The organism is Anaeromyxobacter sp. Red801 (assembly GCF_049201065.2).
GTDB lineage: Bacteria > Myxococcota > Myxococcia > Myxococcales > Anaeromyxobacteraceae > Anaeromyxobacter.
In genome coordinates, this window is sequence record NZ_CM181236.1 from 652,991 (window position 1) to 670,970 (window position 17,980).

16 protein-coding genes, 3 pseudogenes and 1 riboswitch are annotated in these 17,980 nt (G+C 75.8%); of the genes and pseudogenes, 4 read left to right on the plus strand and 15 right to left on the minus strand.

The window, feature by feature from the left end; all coding sequences use genetic code 11:
* Positions 1-54: 54 nt before the first annotated feature.
* From ACOQFB_RS02995 to dksA, 3 genes are all read right to left on the minus strand, one after another.
* Positions 55-822 (minus strand): hypothetical protein, encoded by a 768-nt coding sequence (locus tag ACOQFB_RS02995; protein WP_059437636.1) that lies wholly within the window; start codon positions 820-822, stop codon positions 55-57.
* Positions 819-1,688, minus strand: coding sequence for a UTP--glucose-1-phosphate uridylyltransferase GalU (galU, locus tag ACOQFB_RS03000; RefSeq protein ID WP_421610386.1), 870 nt, complete (start codon positions 1,686-1,688; stop codon positions 819-821). Before galU ends, ACOQFB_RS02995 begins: the two co-directional genes overlap by 4 nt.
* 65 nt (positions 1,689-1,753) lie before the next feature.
* Positions 1,754-2,122 carry an RNA polymerase-binding protein DksA gene (gene dksA / locus ACOQFB_RS03005; protein WP_059437640.1) on the minus strand — a complete coding sequence of 123 codons (369 nt, stop codon included), beginning with the start codon at positions 2,120-2,122 and terminating at the stop codon, positions 1,754-1,756.
* A gap of 93 nt (positions 2,123-2,215) precedes the next feature.
* Between dksA and ACOQFB_RS03010 the strand changes: the two genes are divergently transcribed.
* Positions 2,216-3,091 carry a hypothetical protein gene (locus ACOQFB_RS03010; protein ID WP_059437638.1) on the plus strand — a complete coding sequence of 292 codons (876 nt, stop codon included), beginning with the start codon at positions 2,216-2,218 and terminating at the stop codon, positions 3,089-3,091.
* Here the strand turns inward: ACOQFB_RS03010 and ACOQFB_RS03015 are convergent.
* Positions 3,076-3,627: pseudogene (locus ACOQFB_RS03015) on the minus strand (HNH endonuclease); the annotation flags it as partial. The gene ACOQFB_RS03010 and the pseudogene ACOQFB_RS03015 overlap by 16 nt on opposite strands.
* Before the next feature lie 105 nt (positions 3,628-3,732).
* Here ACOQFB_RS03015 and ACOQFB_RS03020 point away from each other — a divergent pair.
* The gene (locus ACOQFB_RS03020; RefSeq protein ID WP_421611034.1) at positions 3,733-4,872 is read left to right on the plus strand and encodes an integrase core domain-containing protein; all 1,140 of its coding nucleotides are present in this window, start codon (positions 3,733-3,735) and stop codon (positions 4,870-4,872) included.
* A 54-nt stretch (positions 4,873-4,926) separates the two neighbouring features.
* Here ACOQFB_RS03020 and ACOQFB_RS03025 read toward each other — a convergent pair.
* The 9 genes and pseudogenes from ACOQFB_RS03025 to ACOQFB_RS03065 form a co-directional block, all read right to left on the minus strand.
* Positions 4,927-5,433: pseudogene (locus tag ACOQFB_RS03025) on the minus strand (DUF222 domain-containing protein); the annotation flags it as partial.
* A gap of 373 nt (positions 5,434-5,806) precedes the next feature.
* Complete coding sequence (locus tag ACOQFB_RS03030) at positions 5,807-6,619, minus strand: ABC transporter ATP-binding protein (protein WP_421608605.1); 813 nt, start codon at positions 6,617-6,619, stop codon at positions 5,807-5,809.
* Positions 6,616-7,662 carry a FecCD family ABC transporter permease gene (locus tag ACOQFB_RS03035; protein WP_421608606.1) on the minus strand — a complete coding sequence of 349 codons (1,047 nt, stop codon included), beginning with the start codon at positions 7,660-7,662 and terminating at the stop codon, positions 6,616-6,618. The genes ACOQFB_RS03030 and ACOQFB_RS03035 overlap by 4 nt, the downstream gene beginning before the upstream one ends.
* Positions 7,659-8,573, minus strand: coding sequence for an ABC transporter substrate-binding protein (locus ACOQFB_RS03040; RefSeq protein WP_421608607.1), 915 nt, complete (start codon positions 8,571-8,573; stop codon positions 7,659-7,661). The genes ACOQFB_RS03035 and ACOQFB_RS03040 overlap by 4 nt, the downstream gene beginning before the upstream one ends.
* A complete protein-coding gene (locus ACOQFB_RS03045; protein WP_421608608.1) occupies positions 8,561-10,009 on the minus strand; it encodes an MXAN_6577-like cysteine-rich protein in 1,449 nt (482 codons plus the stop codon). The genes ACOQFB_RS03040 and ACOQFB_RS03045 overlap by 13 nt, the downstream gene beginning before the upstream one ends.
* Positions 10,006-12,012, minus strand: coding sequence for a TonB-dependent receptor plug domain-containing protein (locus tag ACOQFB_RS03050; RefSeq protein WP_059438181.1), 2,007 nt, complete (start codon positions 12,010-12,012; stop codon positions 10,006-10,008). Before ACOQFB_RS03050 ends, ACOQFB_RS03045 begins: the two co-directional genes overlap by 4 nt.
* A 67-nt stretch (positions 12,013-12,079) precedes the next feature.
* Positions 12,080-12,262, minus strand: a riboswitch (cobalamin riboswitch).
* A gap of 122 nt (positions 12,263-12,384) precedes the next feature.
* A complete protein-coding gene (locus tag ACOQFB_RS03055) occupies positions 12,385-12,723 on the minus strand; it encodes a ComEA family DNA-binding protein (RefSeq protein ID WP_059438180.1) in 339 nt (112 codons plus the stop codon).
* Positions 12,720-12,971, minus strand: coding sequence for a hypothetical protein (locus tag ACOQFB_RS03060; RefSeq protein WP_421608609.1), 252 nt, complete (start codon positions 12,969-12,971; stop codon positions 12,720-12,722). The genes ACOQFB_RS03055 and ACOQFB_RS03060 overlap by 4 nt, the downstream gene beginning before the upstream one ends.
* 217 nt (positions 12,972-13,188) lie before the next feature.
* The gene (locus ACOQFB_RS03065) at positions 13,189-13,503 is read right to left on the minus strand and encodes a DUF3467 domain-containing protein (protein WP_059438178.1); all 315 of its coding nucleotides are present in this window, start codon (positions 13,501-13,503) and stop codon (positions 13,189-13,191) included.
* A gap of 239 nt (positions 13,504-13,742) precedes the next feature.
* Here ACOQFB_RS03065 and ACOQFB_RS03070 point away from each other — a divergent pair.
* Positions 13,743-14,506 (plus strand): annotated as a pseudogene (locus ACOQFB_RS03070) (alpha/beta hydrolase).
* Positions 14,507-14,509: 3 nt separating this feature from the next.
* Positions 14,510-15,988, plus strand: a complete 1,479-nt coding sequence (gene glpK, locus ACOQFB_RS03075; protein ID WP_059438176.1) for a glycerol kinase GlpK — start codon at positions 14,510-14,512, stop codon at positions 15,986-15,988.
* Positions 15,989-16,101: 113 nt separating this feature from the next.
* On the opposite strand, the gene ACOQFB_RS03080 is transcribed toward glpK, so the two are convergent.
* The gene (locus ACOQFB_RS03080) at positions 16,102-16,380 is read right to left on the minus strand and encodes a hypothetical protein (protein ID WP_059438175.1); all 279 of its coding nucleotides are present in this window, start codon (positions 16,378-16,380) and stop codon (positions 16,102-16,104) included.
* 72 nt (positions 16,381-16,452) lie between these two features.
* Positions 16,453-17,841, minus strand: a complete 1,389-nt coding sequence (radA, locus tag ACOQFB_RS03085; RefSeq protein ID WP_059438174.1) for a DNA repair protein RadA — start codon at positions 17,839-17,841, stop codon at positions 16,453-16,455.
* Positions 17,842-17,980: the final 139 nt, after the last annotated feature.

Below are 17,980 nucleotides of genomic sequence, written 5' to 3' on the forward strand. Positions count from 1 at the left end.
GCTCGCCGCCCGCCCGCCCCGGGGCCGCCGCCGCGGCCCCGCCGGCGGGGCGCCTCACCAGCCCGCGTCGGGCAGGGCGGGGTTCGCGTGGGCGCGCTCGGTGGTGAAGCGCAGCCGCAGCGCGTCCTGCTCCGCCACCTCGACCGCGCGCGGGAACCAGTCGCCGCCCGCCGGGGAGCCCCAGCCCAGGAGCCGCACGTCCTGGAGGGCGCCGCCCTCGGCCGCGACGAGGCGCAGCGGCTGGAACGCCTCCTTGTCCACGAAGGCGACCGGCCGACCCTCGCGCGAGCGCCCGCCGATCACGTACGCCAGGTGCCCGTCGAAGCGGCCCAGGCCGATCTCCGAGACGGCCACGCCGCGCCGGGAGAGCGCGGCCGCGTAGGCGCCGGAGGCGTCTCCGGCCGTGGGCGCCGCGAGCAGCGCGCACGCGGCCCGGACCAGCGCGGCCGCGGCGGGGACCTGGTCGAGCCCGCCGCGCCCGCCGAGCCGCCCGTCGCGGGCGAGCGAGACCGCCGGGCGCTGCGCCTCGGCGACGCCCGCGGGCGCGAGCTCGAGCCGGCAGCGGCCCGGGACCTTCATGAGGAAGCGGGCGGGGGCGGACACCTCGCCGGTGGCCGAGCGCGGCAGCCCGGCGGACGCCGCGAGGCGCTCGGCGGCCGGCCCCTCCACCTGGAGGGTGCCGGTGACCTCGAGCGAGGAGAGCGAGAGCGAGGCGCGCTTCTCGCCCATGCGGCGCAGCACGGCGGAGGTGTGGAGGACGTAGGCGAGCGAGGGCATCGCCGCCGCGAGCGCGGCGGCCGCGGCCAGGCGGCGGAGGTTCACTTGACGAGCTCCTTCATGAGCGCGCGGAGCGGGCCCGCCAGCTCGGGGCGCTTCATCGCGTACAGGATGTTGGCCTTCAGGTAGCCGAAGCGGTCGCCCGCGTCGTAGCGCTCGCCCTCGAACCGGTACCCCAGCAGCCCCTCCTCGCGCGCCAGCACCGCCAGCGCGTCGGTGAGCTGGATCTCCCCGCCCACGCCGGGCTTCACGCGCTCCAGGATCTCGAAGATGCGCGGGGGCAGGACGTAGCGGCCGATCACCGCCAGGTTGGAGGGCGGGTCCGCCTTGGGCTTCTCGACCAGGCGGTCGATGCGCACGGTGCGCGGGTCCATCGCCTGGCCGGCGGCGATGCCGTACATGTGCGTGTCCTCGCGCGGCACCTCCATGAGCGCCACCGTGCCGAGCCCGTGCCGCTCCCAGCAGTCGGCGAGCTGCTTCGCGCCCGGCACCGGCGCGTCGATGATGTCGTCGCCGAGCATCACCACGAAGGGCTCGTCGCCGATGGCGTCGCGCGCGCACAGCACCGCGTGACCGAGCCCGAGCGGCTCCTGCTGGCGGATGGTGAGCACGTTCGCCATGTGGGCGATGTCGCGCATCTGCTTGCGCAGCTCGTGCTTTCCGGCCTTCTCCAGCCGGTCCTCCAGCTCGCCGGCGATGTCGAAGTGGTCGACGATCGAGTCCTTGCCGCGCGCGCAGATGAGGATGATGTCCCGGACGCCGGCCGCGACCGCCTCGGCCACGATGTACTGGATGGTCGGCGTGTCGACGATCGGGAGCAGCTCCTTCGGGACCGCCTTGGTGGCTGGGAGGAACCGGGTGCCGAGGCCCGCGGCGGGGATGACGGCCTTGCGGATCTTCTTGGGCGCCATGGTGCCGCCAATCTAGCCCGGCCCCGGGCCAGGCACCACCGGTGAGCGCCGCCCCGGGCCGGGCGCTATCTCGGCCGCTCCACGCGCTCCGCCTCGGTCTTGCACGCGATGCACAGATCCGTGACGGGCCGCGCGCGCAGGCGCGCCGCGCTGATGGGCGAGCCGCAGGACGTGCAGGTGCCGAACGTGCCCGCGTCGAGGCGGGCCAGGGCCGCCTGCACCTTCCCGAGCAGCCGGCGGTCGCGGTCGCGCAGGCGCAGCGCCCAGTTGCGGCGCTCCTCCGCCGTGGCGCGGTCGTTCGGGTCCGGGATGGCGATCTCGCCGCCACCCTCCGAGTCGGCCATCTCGTGGACGGCGCGCTCGCCCTGGCCCACCAGCGTCTCGAGCTGCGCCGCCAGGATGCGGCGGAAGCGTTCGGTCTCGCGTGCCTTCATGACGACCTCCGCGTGGCGATCGACGCTAGCGCTCGCGTCCGCGCGCCACAAGCGTCCTTGCCGGGGGCGCGACACGTCCCGTATCCTCGGCACGTGCACGCACGGATCCTGTGTCATGCGGCCGCGCTCCTCGTCGCGGGCGCCGCCGCCGCCGCCGAAGCTCCCCCCGCCGGCGGCCTCCCCGACGTGGCGGGCCCCCGGGCGCTCGGCCTCTCCGCCTCGATCGGCGTGGCCGCCAACAACGAAGGACTCTACGTGAACCCCGCCGCCGTCGGCGCGCGGCGCCGGTACGCGTTCGAGGCGGGCGGCATGCTGGACCGCCGCGGCTCGGAGTCCCCCGGGCAGTTCCTGAACGCGTCGGTCGTGGACGCGATGTCCTCCTCGGTGACGGCCGGCTTCGGCTTCACGCGGGCCGCCAAGGGCGACGCCGTCGGCAACCAGCTCACGCTCGCGCTCGTGACGCCGCTCGTGGAGCGGATGTGGATCGGCGCGGCCGGCAAGTGGCTCGACCTGCGCGGCCCCCTCGCCCTCGGCCGGGAGGAGATCCGCGCCGCGACCGTGGACGCCGGCCTCTTCTGGCAGGTGTCCGAGCTATTCTCGCTCGGCGCGGCCGGCTACAACCTGGTCGCCATCCACCAGGACCAGATCGCGCCCATGGGCTTCGGCGCCGGCCTGGCGATCGGCAACGACCAGGGCGCGCAGCTCACCGCCGACTGGCGCACCGACCTCGACCGCCTCGGCAAGACCAGCAACCGCTACTCCGTCGGCGCCGAGGTGCTGGCCGGCCGCATGCTGGCGCTGCGCGCAGGGTTCATGAAGGACGAGACGCTCGACACGAACTGGTGGTCCGCCGGCCTCGGCATCGCCGCGCAGAGCGGCGCCGCGCTGGACGTGGGTTACCGCCAGAGCACGACGGACCCGAGCGCCCGCCAGATCGCCGCGTCGCTCAAGATCTACATGTTCAACTGATCGCCGCGTCGCCGCGGCGCGTACGCGTCCATCACCGCGTCCCCGAAGACCCGGCGCGCCTCCGCGAGGTTGTGCCCCCGACAACGGATCCGGAGGTTGTCCGCGGTGGAGGGACCTCCACACGCCCGCGGCACGATGTGGTCGAGCTCGAGCTGGTGCGTGGAGCCGCAGCGCTCCCCGGACGCGAGGACGAAGGTGCACCGCCCGCCGTCCCGGGCCCAGACCTCGCGGCGCACGTGGGCAGGGACGTGGTCCGGCTGGGAGGGGCGAGCGGTCTTCTGTGGCCGGGCCGTGAACCCCTTGCGCCGCGCGCGGTCGGCGAGGAGCAGATCGAGGGCGGCCTCGAGGACGTTCTCGCGGGAGGCACCGGGCATCGAATGCGAGAGCGCGTCCCGGGCCGCGTCGAGCTTCTTCAGGAAGGCCTTGGAGACGGTGAGGTGCATCCGAGCCTGGTCGCCGTCGAGCCAGTCCACGGAGCTGGGCTTCGGGGCGGCGGTCGCCGCTCGCAGTTCGACAGGCTCACTGCGAGCGGAGGGCGGCGGCCCCATTTCATGCGCGGTCCGAACCGGCAACATCGGTAACGGTCAGACCGGAGACATGGGTAACAGTCCGAGCCCATGCCCTGGGCCCACACCGACCCGATGAGCGAACGCCTCCGATTCGTGCTCGCAGCGCGCAAGCACAAGGCCACCTTCACGAGCCTATGCGCCGCGTTCGGCGTGGCGCCGAAAACCGGCTACAAGTGGCTGAGCCAGTTCGAGGCCGAAGGCCCGGGAGGGCTGAAGGATCGCTCCCGACGGCCAAAGAGCAACAGCCGGTCCATCGCCCCCGAAGTCGCCGAACGGCTGATCGAGCTACGCCAGGAACTGGGCTGGGGGCCTAAGAAGCTCGTGGTCGAGCTCGAGAAGGAGCGGCGGTGGGAAGTGCCGGCGGCCAGCACCGTGGGCGAGCTGCTGAAGCGGCGCGGGCTCGTAAACCCGCGCAAGTTGCGCATGCGCAACAGGCAGCCTCGTACGCAGCCGCTTCGGCACGCAGACAAGCCGAACGCGGTCTGGGCGATGGACTTCAAGGGGTGGTTTCGACTGGGCGACGGCACGCGGTGCGACCCACTGACGGTGACCGATGCATTCAGCAGATACCTGCTCTGCTGCAAGGGCGGCACGTTCGGCGTTGGCGGCGCGGGACGGGAGGTCTGGGGCGAACTGGTTCGAGCGTTTCGGGAGCACGGGCTGCCGGAAGCCTTTCGAGTCGACAACGGTCAGCCCTGGGCGGCGCCCAAGGGCCAGCTCGCCATCACGAAGCTCGCCGTCCAGATCCTCAAGCTCGACATCGCCATCGAGCGTATCGAGCCGGGGAAGCCGCATCAGAACGGCCGTCACGAGCGCTTCCACCTCACGCTGCAAGAGACAGCGCGCCCTCCCGAGAGGAACATGCGCGCCCAGCAGCAGCGCTTCGATGCGTTTCGCCGCATCTACAACGAGCGGCGCCCGCACGAAGCGCTCCAGCAACGCACTCCGGCCGATGTGTACGTCCCCTCGCGGCGGAAGTTCCCGACCCGCATCGCAGAGCCGGACTACCCGCGCTGCTTCGAAGTCCTCACCCCGAACCAGTGGGGCCTCGTCACACTCCGGCGTCACCAGTACTTCATCAGCGTGGCGACGCGAGGCGAACGCGTCGGCTTCGTCGAGGTCGAGGAGGGCTGCTTCGAGGTCTACTTCTGCAAGCTCCTGCTCGGCCGCATCCACACTTCTCACCCGGACCTGGGCCTCGTCGCCGCCTGACGAGTGTTACCGATGTCTCCGGTCTACTCGTTACCCATGTCTCCGGTTGCACAGCGCATGAAGTGAAGCAACCCGTGCGGGTTCCCGGGACGCAGCGTCGCGTGAGTCGGCCACCGAAATGACCGCAGGCACGGTGGCCCGGATCGGAACGACGACCTCGCGTCGGGGCGGGTTCTCGACCGGTCGGATGGAAGCGGCGACGGCGGCGGCGTCGCGGCTCGAGAGACCGAAGAACCGCGGCATGATCTCGGCACAGTTCTCCGTCGTCACCACCTTCGCCAGCTCGCAGACCGACGAGAGGCACAGTTTTCCATCCCGGAGCGCCTCCTGGACGGCGGGGTAGCGCTGGATGAGGTCGGCCGCCGTCTTGCGGAGTTGCGCCGATCCCGCCGAGAGCTTCAGCTCCCGATGCAGGAACGAGAACAGCGAGGTGTGCCCCCGCTCACGCCACAGCGCCCGGCGGTCGAACTCCGCGAGCGCGACCAGGAACTCCGACATGGCGTGACGCTCGGAGCGGAGGAGAGCGACGAGACGGTTCGTGAACTCGAGTGCGATGTCCATGCCCGAAGCATCGCACGCGAATTTCGCGCTCCGTCAAACGCACGAGAACGCCTCAGGATGCGCGAACGCGGCATGGGTGCCGCGACCCCTCGACTCCCGCTGGCGCGCCGCGCCGCCGCCCGGGAGACGCGCTGAGGACCCTCGCTCGCGCCTGCCCGCCTGCGGAATCCGGCCGACGTCGAGAACACGTCAAGCGTTCACTGCAAGACAAATGGGTGCTTCACCCGCGCGCCCCACGCGTCCCCGCGCCCCGCGCCCCAACATCAGGCCTCTCGCGAGCCGATCTCGCCGTCGCGGTTCCGGTCACACGGCACCGCCCCCGACCCCGCCGCACCCCCACAGCCCATGAACGCCCGCCCATCAGAACCGGCGCCTACTCCCCCCGCCCGATGGCCGGCAGCACCACCGGCGCGCCCGTCACGCCGTTCTCGCCGCGCCACACCGGCACCTCCCACACCTCTCGCACCCGTTCGGCCGTGATCACCTCGTCCGGCGCCCCCTCGGCGACCACGCGGCCGCGCGAGAGCACCACCAGGCGGTCGCACGCGGCGGCGGCCAGGTTGAGATCGTGCAGCACCGCCACCACGCACAGCCCGCCGCGCGCGGCCACGCGGGCCATCCGCATGGCGGCCACCTGGTGACCGAGGTCGAGGAACGCGGTGGGCTCGTCGAGCAGCAGCACCCGCGGCTCCTGCGCGAGGGCGCGGGCGAAGAACACGCGGCGCCGCTCGCCGCCGGAGAGCGCGTCGAGGCGGCGGTCGGCCAGGTGCACGAGGTCGCACGCCTCCAGCGCGCCCTGCACCGCGCCGTGGTCGAAGCGGGACGGCACCGCCAGCAGCCCCTGCCGCGGCGCGCGGCCCATCATCACCGCGTCACGTACGGTGAAGGGCCACGTCAGCCGCGGCTCCTGCGGGACGAGCGCGCACACCTGCGCCACGGCGCGCCGCGGGGCGGCGGCCGGGTCGAGCCCGGTCAGGCGCACCGTGCCCTGGGCGGGCGCGGCCAGGCCGGCGATGAGCCGGACCAGCGTGGACTTGCCCGCGCCGTTCGGCCCCAGCAGCCCCACGAACTCGCCCTCCCGCGCCGAGAACGACACGTCCTCGAGCGCCGCGCGGGCGCCGTAGCGGAACGTGACCCCGCGCACGTCCACCATGGGCGCCCCCGCGCCGGCGGCCGGGCCGCTCATCGCGCGCCCTCCGCCTCGGGGCGCCCGGTCCGCCGCAGCAGCCACAGGAAGAACGGGCCGCCCAGGAACGCGGTGACCGCGCCCACCGGCGGCTCGGTGCCGAGCGGGAGGAACGCGAGGCGCGCCAGCGCGTCCGCCAGCACCAGGAACGCGGCGCCGAACAGCGCCGACGCCGGGACGAGCAGCCGGTGGTCGGGCCCGACCACCCGCCGGACCAGGTGCGGGACGATGAGCCCCACGAACCCCACCATCCCGGCCAGCGCCACCGCCGCGCCGGTGGCGGCGCTCGCCGCGAAGAACACCGCGGCGCGGTCGCGCCGCACGTCGAGCCCGAGCGACGCCGCCTCCTCGTCGCCGAGCGTGAGCAGGTTGAGCCGCGCCGAGAGCGCCACCAGCGCGCCCACCGACAGCAGCACCAGGGCGGCGCCGAGCGCCAGCGTCCCGGGCGCCTCGTAGCCGACCGCGCCGAGCAGCCAGTACATGAGGCGGCCGGCCTGCTCCGGCGGGACGAGCATCTTGAGCAGGGTGATGACGCCGGCCGCGAACGCGTTGAACACGATGCCCACGAGCAGCGCCGCCTCGGGCACCAGGCGGCCGCCGATCCGGCCCAGGCCGAACACGATGGCCGTCGCGGCGACGGCCCCGGCCACCGCGCCCGCCGCGACCGGCGGCGCGCCGCCCAGCGCCTCGCCGGCGCGCCCCGCCAGGCGGGTCACGCCCGCGGCGGCGACCAGGATGAGCGAGCCGCCCAGCGCGGCGCCGCCCGAGACCCCGAGCACGAACGGCTCCGCGAGCGGGTTGCGCAGGAGCGCCTGCAGCGCGGTGCCCGCCGCGGCGAGCGCGCAGCCGACCAGCGCCGCGAGCACGGCGCGCGGCAGGCGCAGGCCGAACAGGATGGCCGCGTCGGGATCGGCGCCGGCCCAGGCGGCCCGGAACGAGATGGGCTGCGGGCCGAGCGCGCAGGAGATCGCCACCGCGAGCGCGATCGCGAGCGCGCCGGCGCCGAGCGCCAGGGCGAGCCGGGTGCGGCGCGAGGCGGTCACCGCGCCTCCGGGTGCAGCCCGCGGAACAGCGTCTCCAGCCCGCGGATCATCCGCGGCCCGGGGCGGAGCAGCGCGTCGTCGGGGAGGCGCACCACCGCGCCGCGGCGCACCGCCGGGATCGCGGAGAGCCGGACGATGCCCTCGGCCGGCTCCTGCGGCGCGCCGTCCACCACCACCTCCGGATCGAGCGCCACCGCGCGCTCCAGCGGGAACACCGGCCAGGGCCGGGAGCCGCCCACCACGTTCACGGCGCCCGCGATGCGCAGCAGCTCGTCCGGGAAGCTGCCCGGCCCGGCCACCACCAGCGGCTCGCGGCCCACCAGGAACAGCGCGCGGCGGCGCGGCAGCGACGCGGCGCGGGCCCGCACCCGCTCCACCTCCGCCGCGAGCTCCGCGGAGAGCCGCGCCCCGGCCTCCGGCGCGCCCAGCGCCTCGCCCACGATGCGCGGGGTGGCGAGCACGTCGGCCACGCTCACCACCGGGATCGCGACCACCGGGAACGGGCGCGACGACGCCTGCGAGAGCTCGGCCACCCGGCGCACCGCGGCGAGCGCGCCGCCGTCGGAGATCCAGAGCACGAGGTCGGGGCGGAGCCCGAGGATCGCCTCCGGGTTCGGGTCGATGAAGCCGCCCACGCGCGGCACGTGCCGCACCTCCGGCGCGTCGTCGAGCTGGGTCACGCCGACCAGGCGGTCGCCGAGCCCGAGCGCGAGCACCACGTCGGTGAGGCTGGGCGCGAGCACCACCACGCGGCGGGGCGGCGTGGCGGGCCGGGGCCCGGCCCACACCGTCCCGCCCTCGGCGGCGCCGCGGCCGCTCGGGCGGAGCAGGTCCGCGACCCCGCCGGCCCGGGCGGCCGGCGCGGCGAGCGCGAGCGCCAGCGCGGCGCAGCCGGCGGCTACGGCGCGCACGCCACGTCCGCGGCCCAGGCCCAGCCCGCCTGGCTCTGCGGGCAGATCTCGCCGGCGGCGAGGCGCTCGCCGGTGGAGGGATCGAAGCGCCACACCGAGCCGGACCACTGATCCGTGACGTAGGCCATGCCGCCGCACAGGGCGATGTTACCCGGCGCCGAGAAGTCCGGCCCGGCCACCGGCGCGTGCAGGGTGATCCCCGCGTCGCCCAGCTCCACCGGGAGCACGGCGCCGCTCCCGCCGCACGCCACCCAGAGCATCCGCCCGTCGGCGCTCGCGGCCAGGCCGCCCGGGTTCAGGCAGCCGCCGCCCAGGTCCACCGAGGAGAGCGCGTCGTCCGCGGCCGGGTCGATGACCGCCAGCTTCCCGTTGCCCGCCGGGTCGGTGTAGTAGCCCCACTCGCCCAGGCGCAGGTTCGCCAGCGTGACGAACACGCGCCCGCCCGCCACCACGGCGTGGGACGGGAAGGGGAGGCCCGGGGCGTCCGCGAGCGCCCGCAGGTCCACGCGCCGGACGATCCCGCCGGTCGCCGGGTCGATGACCGCGACCTCCTGGCCGCCCGAGGTCGGGTCGAGGCCGTACAGCGCCGCGTAGGCGCGCCCGTTCGCGAACGCCACCCAGCGCGGGTTCACCCCGGTCGTCCCGAGGACGACCTCGTCCACCACGCGCCGCGCGGCGGCGTCGTACACGACCAGCGAGCCGGCGGCCGCGTTCGCGACCCACAGGCGGTCGCCGGCGACGGAGAGCGCCTCGAGGTCGCCGCCGCCCAGCACCGTCTCGACGCCCGCCGCGCCGAGGTCGAGCGGGAACGACACGAGCGAGTGCGAGAGGGAGGCCGCCGCCCAGAGCCGGCCGGCCGCCACGCCCAGCGCGATGGGGCCGTCGCCGGCCGCGCGGGGCAGGCCGCCGCGGAGCGCGGCGTTCGCCGGCCGCACGTCGTCGGTGGCGAAGCAGGCCACGTACACGTCCGGCCGGCACGCGCCCTCGCGGCAGCTCTCGCCGCGGTCGCAGCGCACGCCGCAGGCGCCGCAGTTCCACCGGTCCGACGACGGATCCGCGCACGCGCCGCCGCAGGACAGCTGCCCGGCGGGGCAGGCGCTGGCGCAGACGCCGCCGGCGCAGACCTGGCCCGTGCCGCAGGCGTTGCCGCAGGCGCCGCAGCTCGCGGGGTCGGACGACAGGTCCACGCAGCCGCCGCCGCACTCGACCGTGCCGGGCCCGCACTCGCACGCGCCCGCGTTGCACTCCTGGTACGCGCCGCAGGCGGTGCCGCACGCACCGCAGTTCGAGGAGTCGATCTCGACCGAGGTGCAGGCGCCGCCGCAGACCTGCTCGCCGGCGGCGCAGACGAGCTCGTGGTCGCTGCTGCAGGCCGCGAGCGCGAGCGCCGCCGCGGCGAGGGCCGCCCTGAGGGCGGGGAGGGGCATCCGGATCATGGGGTGGGGTCTCCTGGCGTCGATCCGGCGCGCAGGGTGACCATCACCATGCGGCCGGGAAGGGGGTTTCCGATGGGATCGGTCAGCGTCCGGTCGTCGAGCAGGTTGCGCGCCTCGAGCCCGAGCCGCAGCCCGGCGCGGCGGGCGAGGCGCACCGAGGCGCCCGCGTTCCAGAGCAGCGCCTCCGAGACGCGGTCCGCGTTGCGCGCGTCCCGCCACTGCGGGCCCACGTAGTGCGCCTCGAGGTGGGCCTCGGCCGGCCCGGGCGCGACGGCGGCGCGCGCGAACAGCCGGTGGCGGGGGCGGAACGGCAGGTCCCGGCCCACCTCGGCAGCCTCGCCGCGCAGCGTCTCGGTCCGCAGGTACGTGTACGCGGCGCCCAGCGACAGGCCGAGCAGGCGCGGCGCCGGCGCGGTGGCCGCCTCGAGCTCCAGCCCGGCGACCTGGGCGCGGCCGGTGTTGAAGGGCTTCATCCGCCCGAGGGCGGTGGCCTGGTAGACGATGAGGTCCTCGTAGCGCGTCACGTGGCCGCCCACGCTCGCCATGCCGCGCGCGCCCTCCGCGACCAGCGCCGCGTCGGCGGAGAGGCCGGTCTCGGGGCGGAGCGACGGGTTGGGCAGCGCGCCGCCCTGCTGCAGGTAGAGCTCGGCGAAGCCGGGGGCGCGGAAGGTGCGGCCGGCGCTCGCGCGCGCCGAGAGCGGCCCGAGCACCCGCACGCTGCCGCCGAGCTTCGCGGAGAGCCCGGCGAACGGGCCCACCCGCTCGGCGCGGACCGCCGGCGAGAGCCGCACCCGGCCGGCGGCGAGGCGCGCGTCCTCGGACAGCGTGGCGGAGAGCTGCGCGCGCGTCCGCGTGTCACCCAGGCCGTCCGCGCGGAGCGCCTCGCCGTCCGCGCCCAGCGCGGCCCGGAGCGCGCCGTGCGGGTGGAGGAGCACCGCCTCGGCCTCCGCGCCGGCGGCGCCGCCGCGCTGGTGCACCGGGTCGCCGCCGGACAGGCTCCCGATGCGCGTGTCGAGCAGGTCGGCGCGCCCGGTGAGGCGCGCCCCGAGCGTGAGGCCGGGCGCGGGACCGGGGCCGGACAGCCGGACCGACGCGAGCGCGCGGGCGTCGCGCTGCCAGTCGTCGGGCGTGTCGTTGCCGGGCCAGCCGGCCAGCTCGCGGCGGCCGCCGGAGAGCTGCAGGAGCGCGTCCAGGCGGCGCTCGCCGAGGCGGGCGGTGAGCTTCGCGATCCCGCCGGCGCGCGCGCTGCCGTTGTTCTCGCGCGTGAACGTCTGGTACGGGCTGCCGGGCAGCGAGCTCTGCGGGCGCTTGCGGTAGGTGAAGTCGCCGTCGCTCCGCTCCGCCCCCGCCGCGCCGAACAGGGTCCAGCGCTCCCCGCCCGCCGCCGCCTCGGCCGAGGCCGCGGCGGTGCCGAACTCCCCGCCGCTCGCCTCGGCCGACCAGCGCCCCGGCTCGCCGCCGCGCGTGACCACGTTCACGACCCCGCCCAGCGCGCCCGCGCCGTAGTGGGCGCCCTCGGCGCCGCGCAGCACCTCGATGCGCTCGATCCACTGCCGCGGGAGCGTGGACAGGTCCACGCCGCCCCCGAAGGCGGTGTTGAGCGGCAGGCCGTCGAGCAGCACGAGCACGCCGCTCGCGCTCGAGCCGCGGATGGAGACCGTGGAGAGCTGGCCGAGGCCGCCGTACGCGCTCACCGCCACGCCGGGCGCGGTGGCGACCAGCTCGGCCACCGCCTTGGCCTCGCCCGCGTAGCGGCCGGCCTCGACCACGGTGACCGCGCCGGTGGGGTCGCGCGTCGCCTCGGCACCGGGCACGCGGATGACGAGCTCGTCGAGCTCGACCGGCGCGGTGCCGGCGTCGGGCGCCCCGGCATCCGCCGGGGCCGGGGACGCGCCGTCGGCGCGCGCGGCGGCCACCGGGCCGGCGCCGGCGCAGACGGCCGCGGCGGAGAAGACGAGGGCGAGCGCGCGCGCGCGCCGCCCGAGGGGAGGCCTCGAGTCCAAGTCGCCGGGTCTCCTTCGGACCCGCGGACTTCACGTGCCGCGAACCATTCGCGGCGGACCCGGAGGGAGGTCTCCTGGCTTCCGGGGCCGCGGAGCAGCGTCGCTCCGCCAGGCACCCTCCACCTTCCCGCCGCGGGCATCCGCGGCAGTGGCGACGGCATCGAGGGTGCTTCACCCCGGCTACAGTGGCGGGACCGCGCCGGACTTGGACCGGCTTCCCTGTTCCTCCGAGCCGAAAAGCATCCCCGGAGTAGCGGAGGCGCACGGACCCGTCAAGCGTCGCGGGCGGGCGGCGCCGATTCCGGAGCGCGCGCGGGCGGATGGCGGACCGGCCGGCCGGTCGCGGGGCGCGGCCGGCCGGTCCCGGCCCGCTCAGCGCCGCGCGGAGGCGGTCCGCTGCGGGGCCGCCGGGGCGGCGGGTGCGGCGGCGCCGCCCACCGTGACGCTGGCGCGCACCTTCGCGAGCCAGGCGGGGCCGAGGCCCTTCACGGCGAGCACGTCCTCGACCCGGCGGAACGGCTGCCGGGTGCGGTGCGCGACGATGGCCTGCGCGCGCTGCTGCCCGACGCCGGGGAGCCGCATCAGCTCCACCACCGGCGCGCGGTTCAGGTCCACCTTCTCGCCCTGCGCGAGCGCCTTCTTCGCCGCGAGCGCCGGGGCGGCGGCGAGCAGCGCGGCCGCGACCGCGAGCGCCCTCCACCGCGGGCTCACTGGCGCACCTCCACCGTCTCGAAGCCCTCGCGCCGCGCCGGGGCGTTCCCGCCGCGCTCGGCCGGCGGCTTGGGCTCGCGCACCTGCAGCGTGGCGGTGCCGATGGGCAGCGCCTCGAGCTGCAGCGTGATGCTGCCGTCGCGGTTGACGTAGGCCGCGCCGATGCGCGGCCAGTAGCGCTTCTCGCCGTCCTTGCTCTCGGGGATCGCGTAGACCGCGAGCCGCCGGCTTCCGTTCGTGTCGCTCATGTGCCTCTCCGTGGGTTCGGACCGCCGCGCGAGGTGCGCGGCGGCGAGCCGGGGAGAGCAGCCGGCGTGCCCGCTCCCAACCCCGCGGGAACACGGAGGGCAGGCCTTGAACGTGCGTTCAGCCGGCGGACCGCCGGCCGCGCCGCGGACCTGGGGGATGCGTCCTGCAGGGAGGGGCCCCGGCCGCAGGCCGGGGAGGGATGCAGTCCCCGTCGGATCAGTTCACGATCCCGCCCTGCGGGAACGCCGGCGCGTCGCCCAGCTCGATCGGGCCGAAGCGGGCCTCGTAGCGCGCCAGGTTCTCCTGGATGGCGAGGAGGAGCCGCTTCATGTGCTTGGGCGTGGTGATCGCCCGCGCGCGCACGGTCGCCTTGGGCGCCTGCGGCTGGACGTAGATGAGGTCGAGCGTGAACTCGGTCTCGGTGTGGTTCACCATGGCCATGTTGACGAAGGCGCCCTGCGCGGTGACCGGGTCGATCTCGATCTGCACCGGGATCGCGTGCGGCGGCGGGGTGGCGGGCTTGTCGGACATGCCCCAGGCTTAGCAGGAAACGCCCCGCCCCGCGCCGCCTTCACGAAGCGTCAATTCGCCCCGCATCCCGAGGGGGCCGCCCGCAGCGGAGGATTGAAAGGCGGCCCGGCCAGGGGTAACGCTCGTGGAGCGTGGTCCGGACCTCCAGCGCGCGTGGCGACGAGTTCGACCTCCCGGGCGGCCCCGACGCGGTCCTGCTGCTGCACGGGCTCACCGGCTCGACGTTCGAGGTCCTGCCCGTGGCGGAGCGGCTCCACGCCGCCGGCATGCGCTGCCTCGCCCCGCGGATGGCCGGCCACGCCGGCGGCCCGGAGGCGCTCGGCGACGTCTCGTACACGGAGTGGATCGCGCAGGCCCGGCGCGACCTGGAACGGCTCGCCGGCGCGCGCCGGACGTTCCTGGTGGGCTGCTCGATGGGCGCCCTGGTCGCCTGCGCCCTGGCCCACGATCACCCGGAGCGCGCGGACGGCCTGTGCTCCTCGCGCCGGCGCTCGAGCTGCAGCTCCAGGGCCGGCTCGGCGCGCTGCTCGGGCGCCTCGGGCCGCTCCGGCGCGTGGTGATCCCGAAGGCGGCCGGCTCCGACGTGCGCGACCCGGAGATGCGCGCGGCGAACCCGGCCTTCCCCGGCGTGCCGCTCGGGGCGGTGGCCGAGCTGGCGAAGCTGGCGCGGCACGTGGACGCGCAGCTGCCCGGCATCGCCGCGCCGGCCCTGGTCATCGCGGGCGGGCACGACCACACCGTCACGCTCGGCGGCGCGCGCCGCCTGGCGCGGCGCATCGGCTCCGGCCCCGCCGCGCTGCGGGTGCTGCCGGAGAGCTGGCACCTGGTCGGCATCGACGTGGAGCGGGAGCGCTGCGCCGAGGCGGCCGCGCGCTTCCTGGAGGCGCTGCCGATCCCGGGCGGCCGCCGCCGGGAGGCCGGGCCCGCGCCGTCGCGGCGGCGGAAGGCGGGCGCGACGGCGTCGAAGGGGAAGGGCGGCGCCGGGCGCAGGCGCAGGAGGTGAACCGTGGCCAGCTACGTCCTCGCCATCGACCAGGGCACCACCGGCACCACCGTGCTGGTCCTCGACCGGCGGCTCTCGCCGCGCGCGCGGGTGAACCAGGAGTTCCGGCAGATCTTCCCGAAGCCGGGCTGGGTCGAGCACGACCTCGAGGACATCTGGGGCTCGACCGTGTCCACGGTGCAGCGCGCGCTCCGCGAGGCGGGCATCCGCGGCTCGGACGTGGCGGCGGTGGGCATCACCAACCAGCGGGAGACCACCGCGCTCTGGGATCGGCGCTCCTCGCGCCCGGTGGCGCACGCCATCGTCTGGCAGGACCGCCGCACCACCGACGCGTGCGCGCAGCTCCGCTCCGCCGGGCACGAGCCGCTGGTGCGCGACCGGACCGGCCTCGTGCTCGACCCGTACTTCTCCGGCACGAAGCTGCGGTGGCTGCTCGACAACACCAAGGGCGCGCGGCAGAAGGCCGAGAACGGCGAGCTGGCCTTCGGGACCATCGACAGCTTCCTGGTGTGGCGGCTCACCGGCGGCGCGGCGCACGTCACCGACGTCTCCAACGCGAGCCGCACGCTGCTCATGGACCTCCGGGCGCGGCGCTGGGATCGCGAGCTCCTGGACCTGTTCGGCGTCCCGCCGAACGTGCTGCCGGAGATCCGTCCGTCGTCGGAGGTCTACGGCACCACCCGCGGCGTGAAGGTGCTGCCGGACGGCATTCCGGTGGCGGGCATGGCCGGCGACCAGCAGGCGGCGCTGTTCGGCCAGGCCTGCTTCCGGCCGGGCGAGGCGAAGTGCACCTACGGCACCGGCGCCTTCCTGCTCCAGAACGTCGGGCCGGAGCCGGTGATGTCGTCGCGCGGGCTGCTCACCACGGTCGCGTGGACGGTGGGCGGCGAGACGGCGTACGCGCTGGAGGGCTCGTCGTTCATCGCCGGGGCCGCGGTCCAGTGGCTGCGCGACGGGCTGGGGCTCATCGCGCGCGCCCCCGACGTGGAGGCGCTCGCGAAGCAGGTGAAGTCCACCGGCGAGCTCGTGTTCGTGCCGGCGCTGGCCGGGCTGGGGGCGCCGCACTGGCGGCCGGAGGCGCGCGGCCTCATCGCGGGCATCGACCGGAGCACCACCGCGGCGCACCTGGCGCGCGCCACGCTGGAGGGGATCGCGTTCCTCATCCACGACCTCGCCGAGGCGATGCGCGCCGAGGCGGGCAAGCCGTTCCCGGTGTTCAAGGTGGACGGCGGCGCCTCGCAGAACGACCTGCTCATGCAGTTCCAGGCCGACCTGCTCGAGGTGCCGGTGGAGCGGCCGCGCATGATCGAGACCACCGCGCTCGGCGCCGCGTTCCTGGCCGGCCTGGCGGTGGGCTTCTGGAAGGACCGCGAGGAGATCCGCCGCGCCTGGCAGGTCGGCAAGCGCTTCGAGCCGAGGATGAAGCCGGTCGAGCGCGAGCAGCACGTCGCCAAGTGGCGGAAGGCGGTCCAGTCGGCGTAGCAGGTGGCCCGCTCATGGTTCGACGGGGCTCACCATGAGCGGCTCCGCACGTCCGCTCGCCCTGAGCTCGTCGAAGGGCGGGCGGAGGTCGGGAGCCCCGAACGCCCACCGGCTCAGCGCGCGCGGCGGACCTGCGCCAGCACCTCGACCTCGGCGAGCGGGCGGCGCAGCGCGACGAGCGCGCGGAGCCCGAAGCACACCTCTCCGAGGAGGCAGCCGAGGAAGGTGATCGCGACGAGCTGCGCCGGGACGGCCGTGCTGATGAACAGCGCCCCGGACACGAGGAAGGTGGTGTAGGCGCCGAGGTACCACTCCGGGCGCTCGACCCGCACGTCTCGCGGCCGGAGCTCGACGATGCCATCGGGGCGGAGGCGTCGGACGACGTGGTTCATCGCAGGTTCATCTTGCGAGAGCCCACGCGGCGGCGCAACCCGGCGACCCGTTCCCGTGGGGGCGGGTGTGGGCTACGCGAGCCGGTCGAGGGCGTCGGCGACGGTCGTGACGCCCACCAGCTCGATGCCGTCGGGCGCGTCCGCGTGGCGGAGGCTGGCGGCCGGGACGATGGCGCGCTGGAAGCCGAGGCGGGCCGCCTCCGCCAGGCGGATCCCGGGCTGCGACACCGCCCGCACCTCGCCCGCCAGGCCCACCTCGCCCAGCACCAGCGTCCGGGCCGGCAGGGCCCGCTCCCGGAAGCTCGAGGCGAGGGCGGCGACCACGGCGAGGTCGGCGGCCGGGTCGTCCACCGACAGCCCGCCGGCCACGTTGACGAACAGGTCGCAGGGCAGGATCTCCAGCCCGACCTTCTTCTCGAGCACCGCGGCGAGCAGCGCCACGCGGTTGCCGTCCACGCCGAGCGCGGTCCGCCGCGGCGTGCCGTAGCCGGTGGGCGCCACCAGCGCCTGCACCTCCACCAGCACCGTGCGCGTGCCGTTCAGCACCGCGGTCACCGCGCTCCCGGGCGCGTCCTCCGGACGCTCGGCCAGGAACAGCGCCGACGGGTTCGCCACCTCGGCCAGCCCGCCCGCCTTCATCTCGAAGACGCCGATCTCGCTGGCCGAGCCGAAGCGGTTCTTGTGGGCGCGGAGCACGCGGTAGGGGTGGGCGCCGCCGCCCTCGAAGTACAGGACCGTGTCCACCATGTGCTCGAGCACGCGCGGGCCGGCGATGCTGCCGTCCTTGGTGACGTGCCCGATCAGGAAGATGGGCGTCTCGGTGGTCTTGGCGAGCGCCATGAGCCGCGCGGTCACCTCGCGGATCTGCGTGACGGTGCCGGGCGCGCTCTGCAGCTCGGGCAGGTACTGCGTCTGGATCGAGTCCACCGCCACCGCGGCCGGGGCGAGCGCCTCGGCCGCCTGCAGCACCTTCAGCGCGTCGGTCTCGGCGAGCACCTGCAGGTTGCGGGCGGCGACGCCGAGCCGGTCGGCCCGGAGCTTCACCTGGCGCGCCGACTCCTCGCCGGAGACGTAGAGCACCGGGCGGTCCGGGTTGGCCAGCGCCACGCGATCGAGCGCCGCGAGCACGAGGGTGGACTTGCCGATGCCGGGGTCGCCGCCGAGGAGCACGAGCGCGCCGGGCACCACGCCGCCGCCCAGCACCCGGTCCAGCTCGCCGATCCCGGTGCGCTGCCGCTGCTCCTCCCGCGCCTCCACCTCGCGGAGCGGCAGCGGCCTCGCCGCCGCGTGCGTGCCCCAGCCGCGCGGCGCGGCGCCGGCCTTCGGCTCCGGGGCGGCGAGCTCCTCCTGCAGCGTGTTCCACTGCTTGCAGGCGGGGCACTGCCCGAGCCACTTCGGGCTCTGCTGCCCGCACTCCGCGCAGGCGAACACGGTGCGGACCTTCGGCGCGGCGCGCGACATGGAGCAGGCGTTAGCACGCACGTCCGACACGTGGGCGCCCGCCGCGCCGTCTCTTGCCGATCCGGGCCGCGATGCACGATCCTCCGCGCCGCTCGACGCTCGGTAGCCCGCACGGGCTGCGGGCGGACTCCCACCTCAG

What these genes read in the sequence shown, in the direction of transcription:
- radA (WP_059438174.1), bottom strand. Translation starts at nt 17,841, where the DNA reads ATGTCGCGCGCCGCGCCGAAGGTCCGCACCGTGTTCGCCTGCGCGGAG.
- ACOQFB_RS03065 (WP_059438178.1), bottom strand. Translation starts at nt 13,503, where the DNA reads ATGTCCGACAAGCCCGCCACCCCGCCGCCGCACGCGATCCCGGTGCAG.
- ACOQFB_RS03060 (WP_421608609.1), bottom strand. Translation starts at nt 12,971, where the DNA reads ATGAGCGACACGAACGGAAGCCGGCGGCTCGCGGTCTACGCGATCCCC.
- ACOQFB_RS03080 (WP_059438175.1), bottom strand. Translation starts at nt 16,380, where the DNA reads ATGAACCACGTCGTCCGACGCCTCCGCCCCGATGGCATCGTCGAGCTC.
- ACOQFB_RS03045 (WP_421608608.1), bottom strand. Translation starts at nt 10,009, where the DNA reads ATGATCCGGATGCCCCTCCCCGCCCTCAGGGCGGCCCTCGCCGCGGCG.
- ACOQFB_RS03020 (WP_421611034.1), top strand. Translation starts at nt 3,733, where the DNA reads ATGAGCGAACGCCTCCGATTCGTGCTCGCAGCGCGCAAGCACAAGGCC.
- ACOQFB_RS03030 (WP_421608605.1), bottom strand. Translation starts at nt 6,619, where the DNA reads ATGAGCGGCCCGGCCGCCGGCGCGGGGGCGCCCATGGTGGACGTGCGC.
- galU (WP_421610386.1), bottom strand. Translation starts at nt 1,688, where the DNA reads ATGGCGCCCAAGAAGATCCGCAAGGCCGTCATCCCCGCCGCGGGCCTC.
- dksA (WP_059437640.1), bottom strand. Translation starts at nt 2,122, where the DNA reads ATGAAGGCACGCGAGACCGAACGCTTCCGCCGCATCCTGGCGGCGCAG.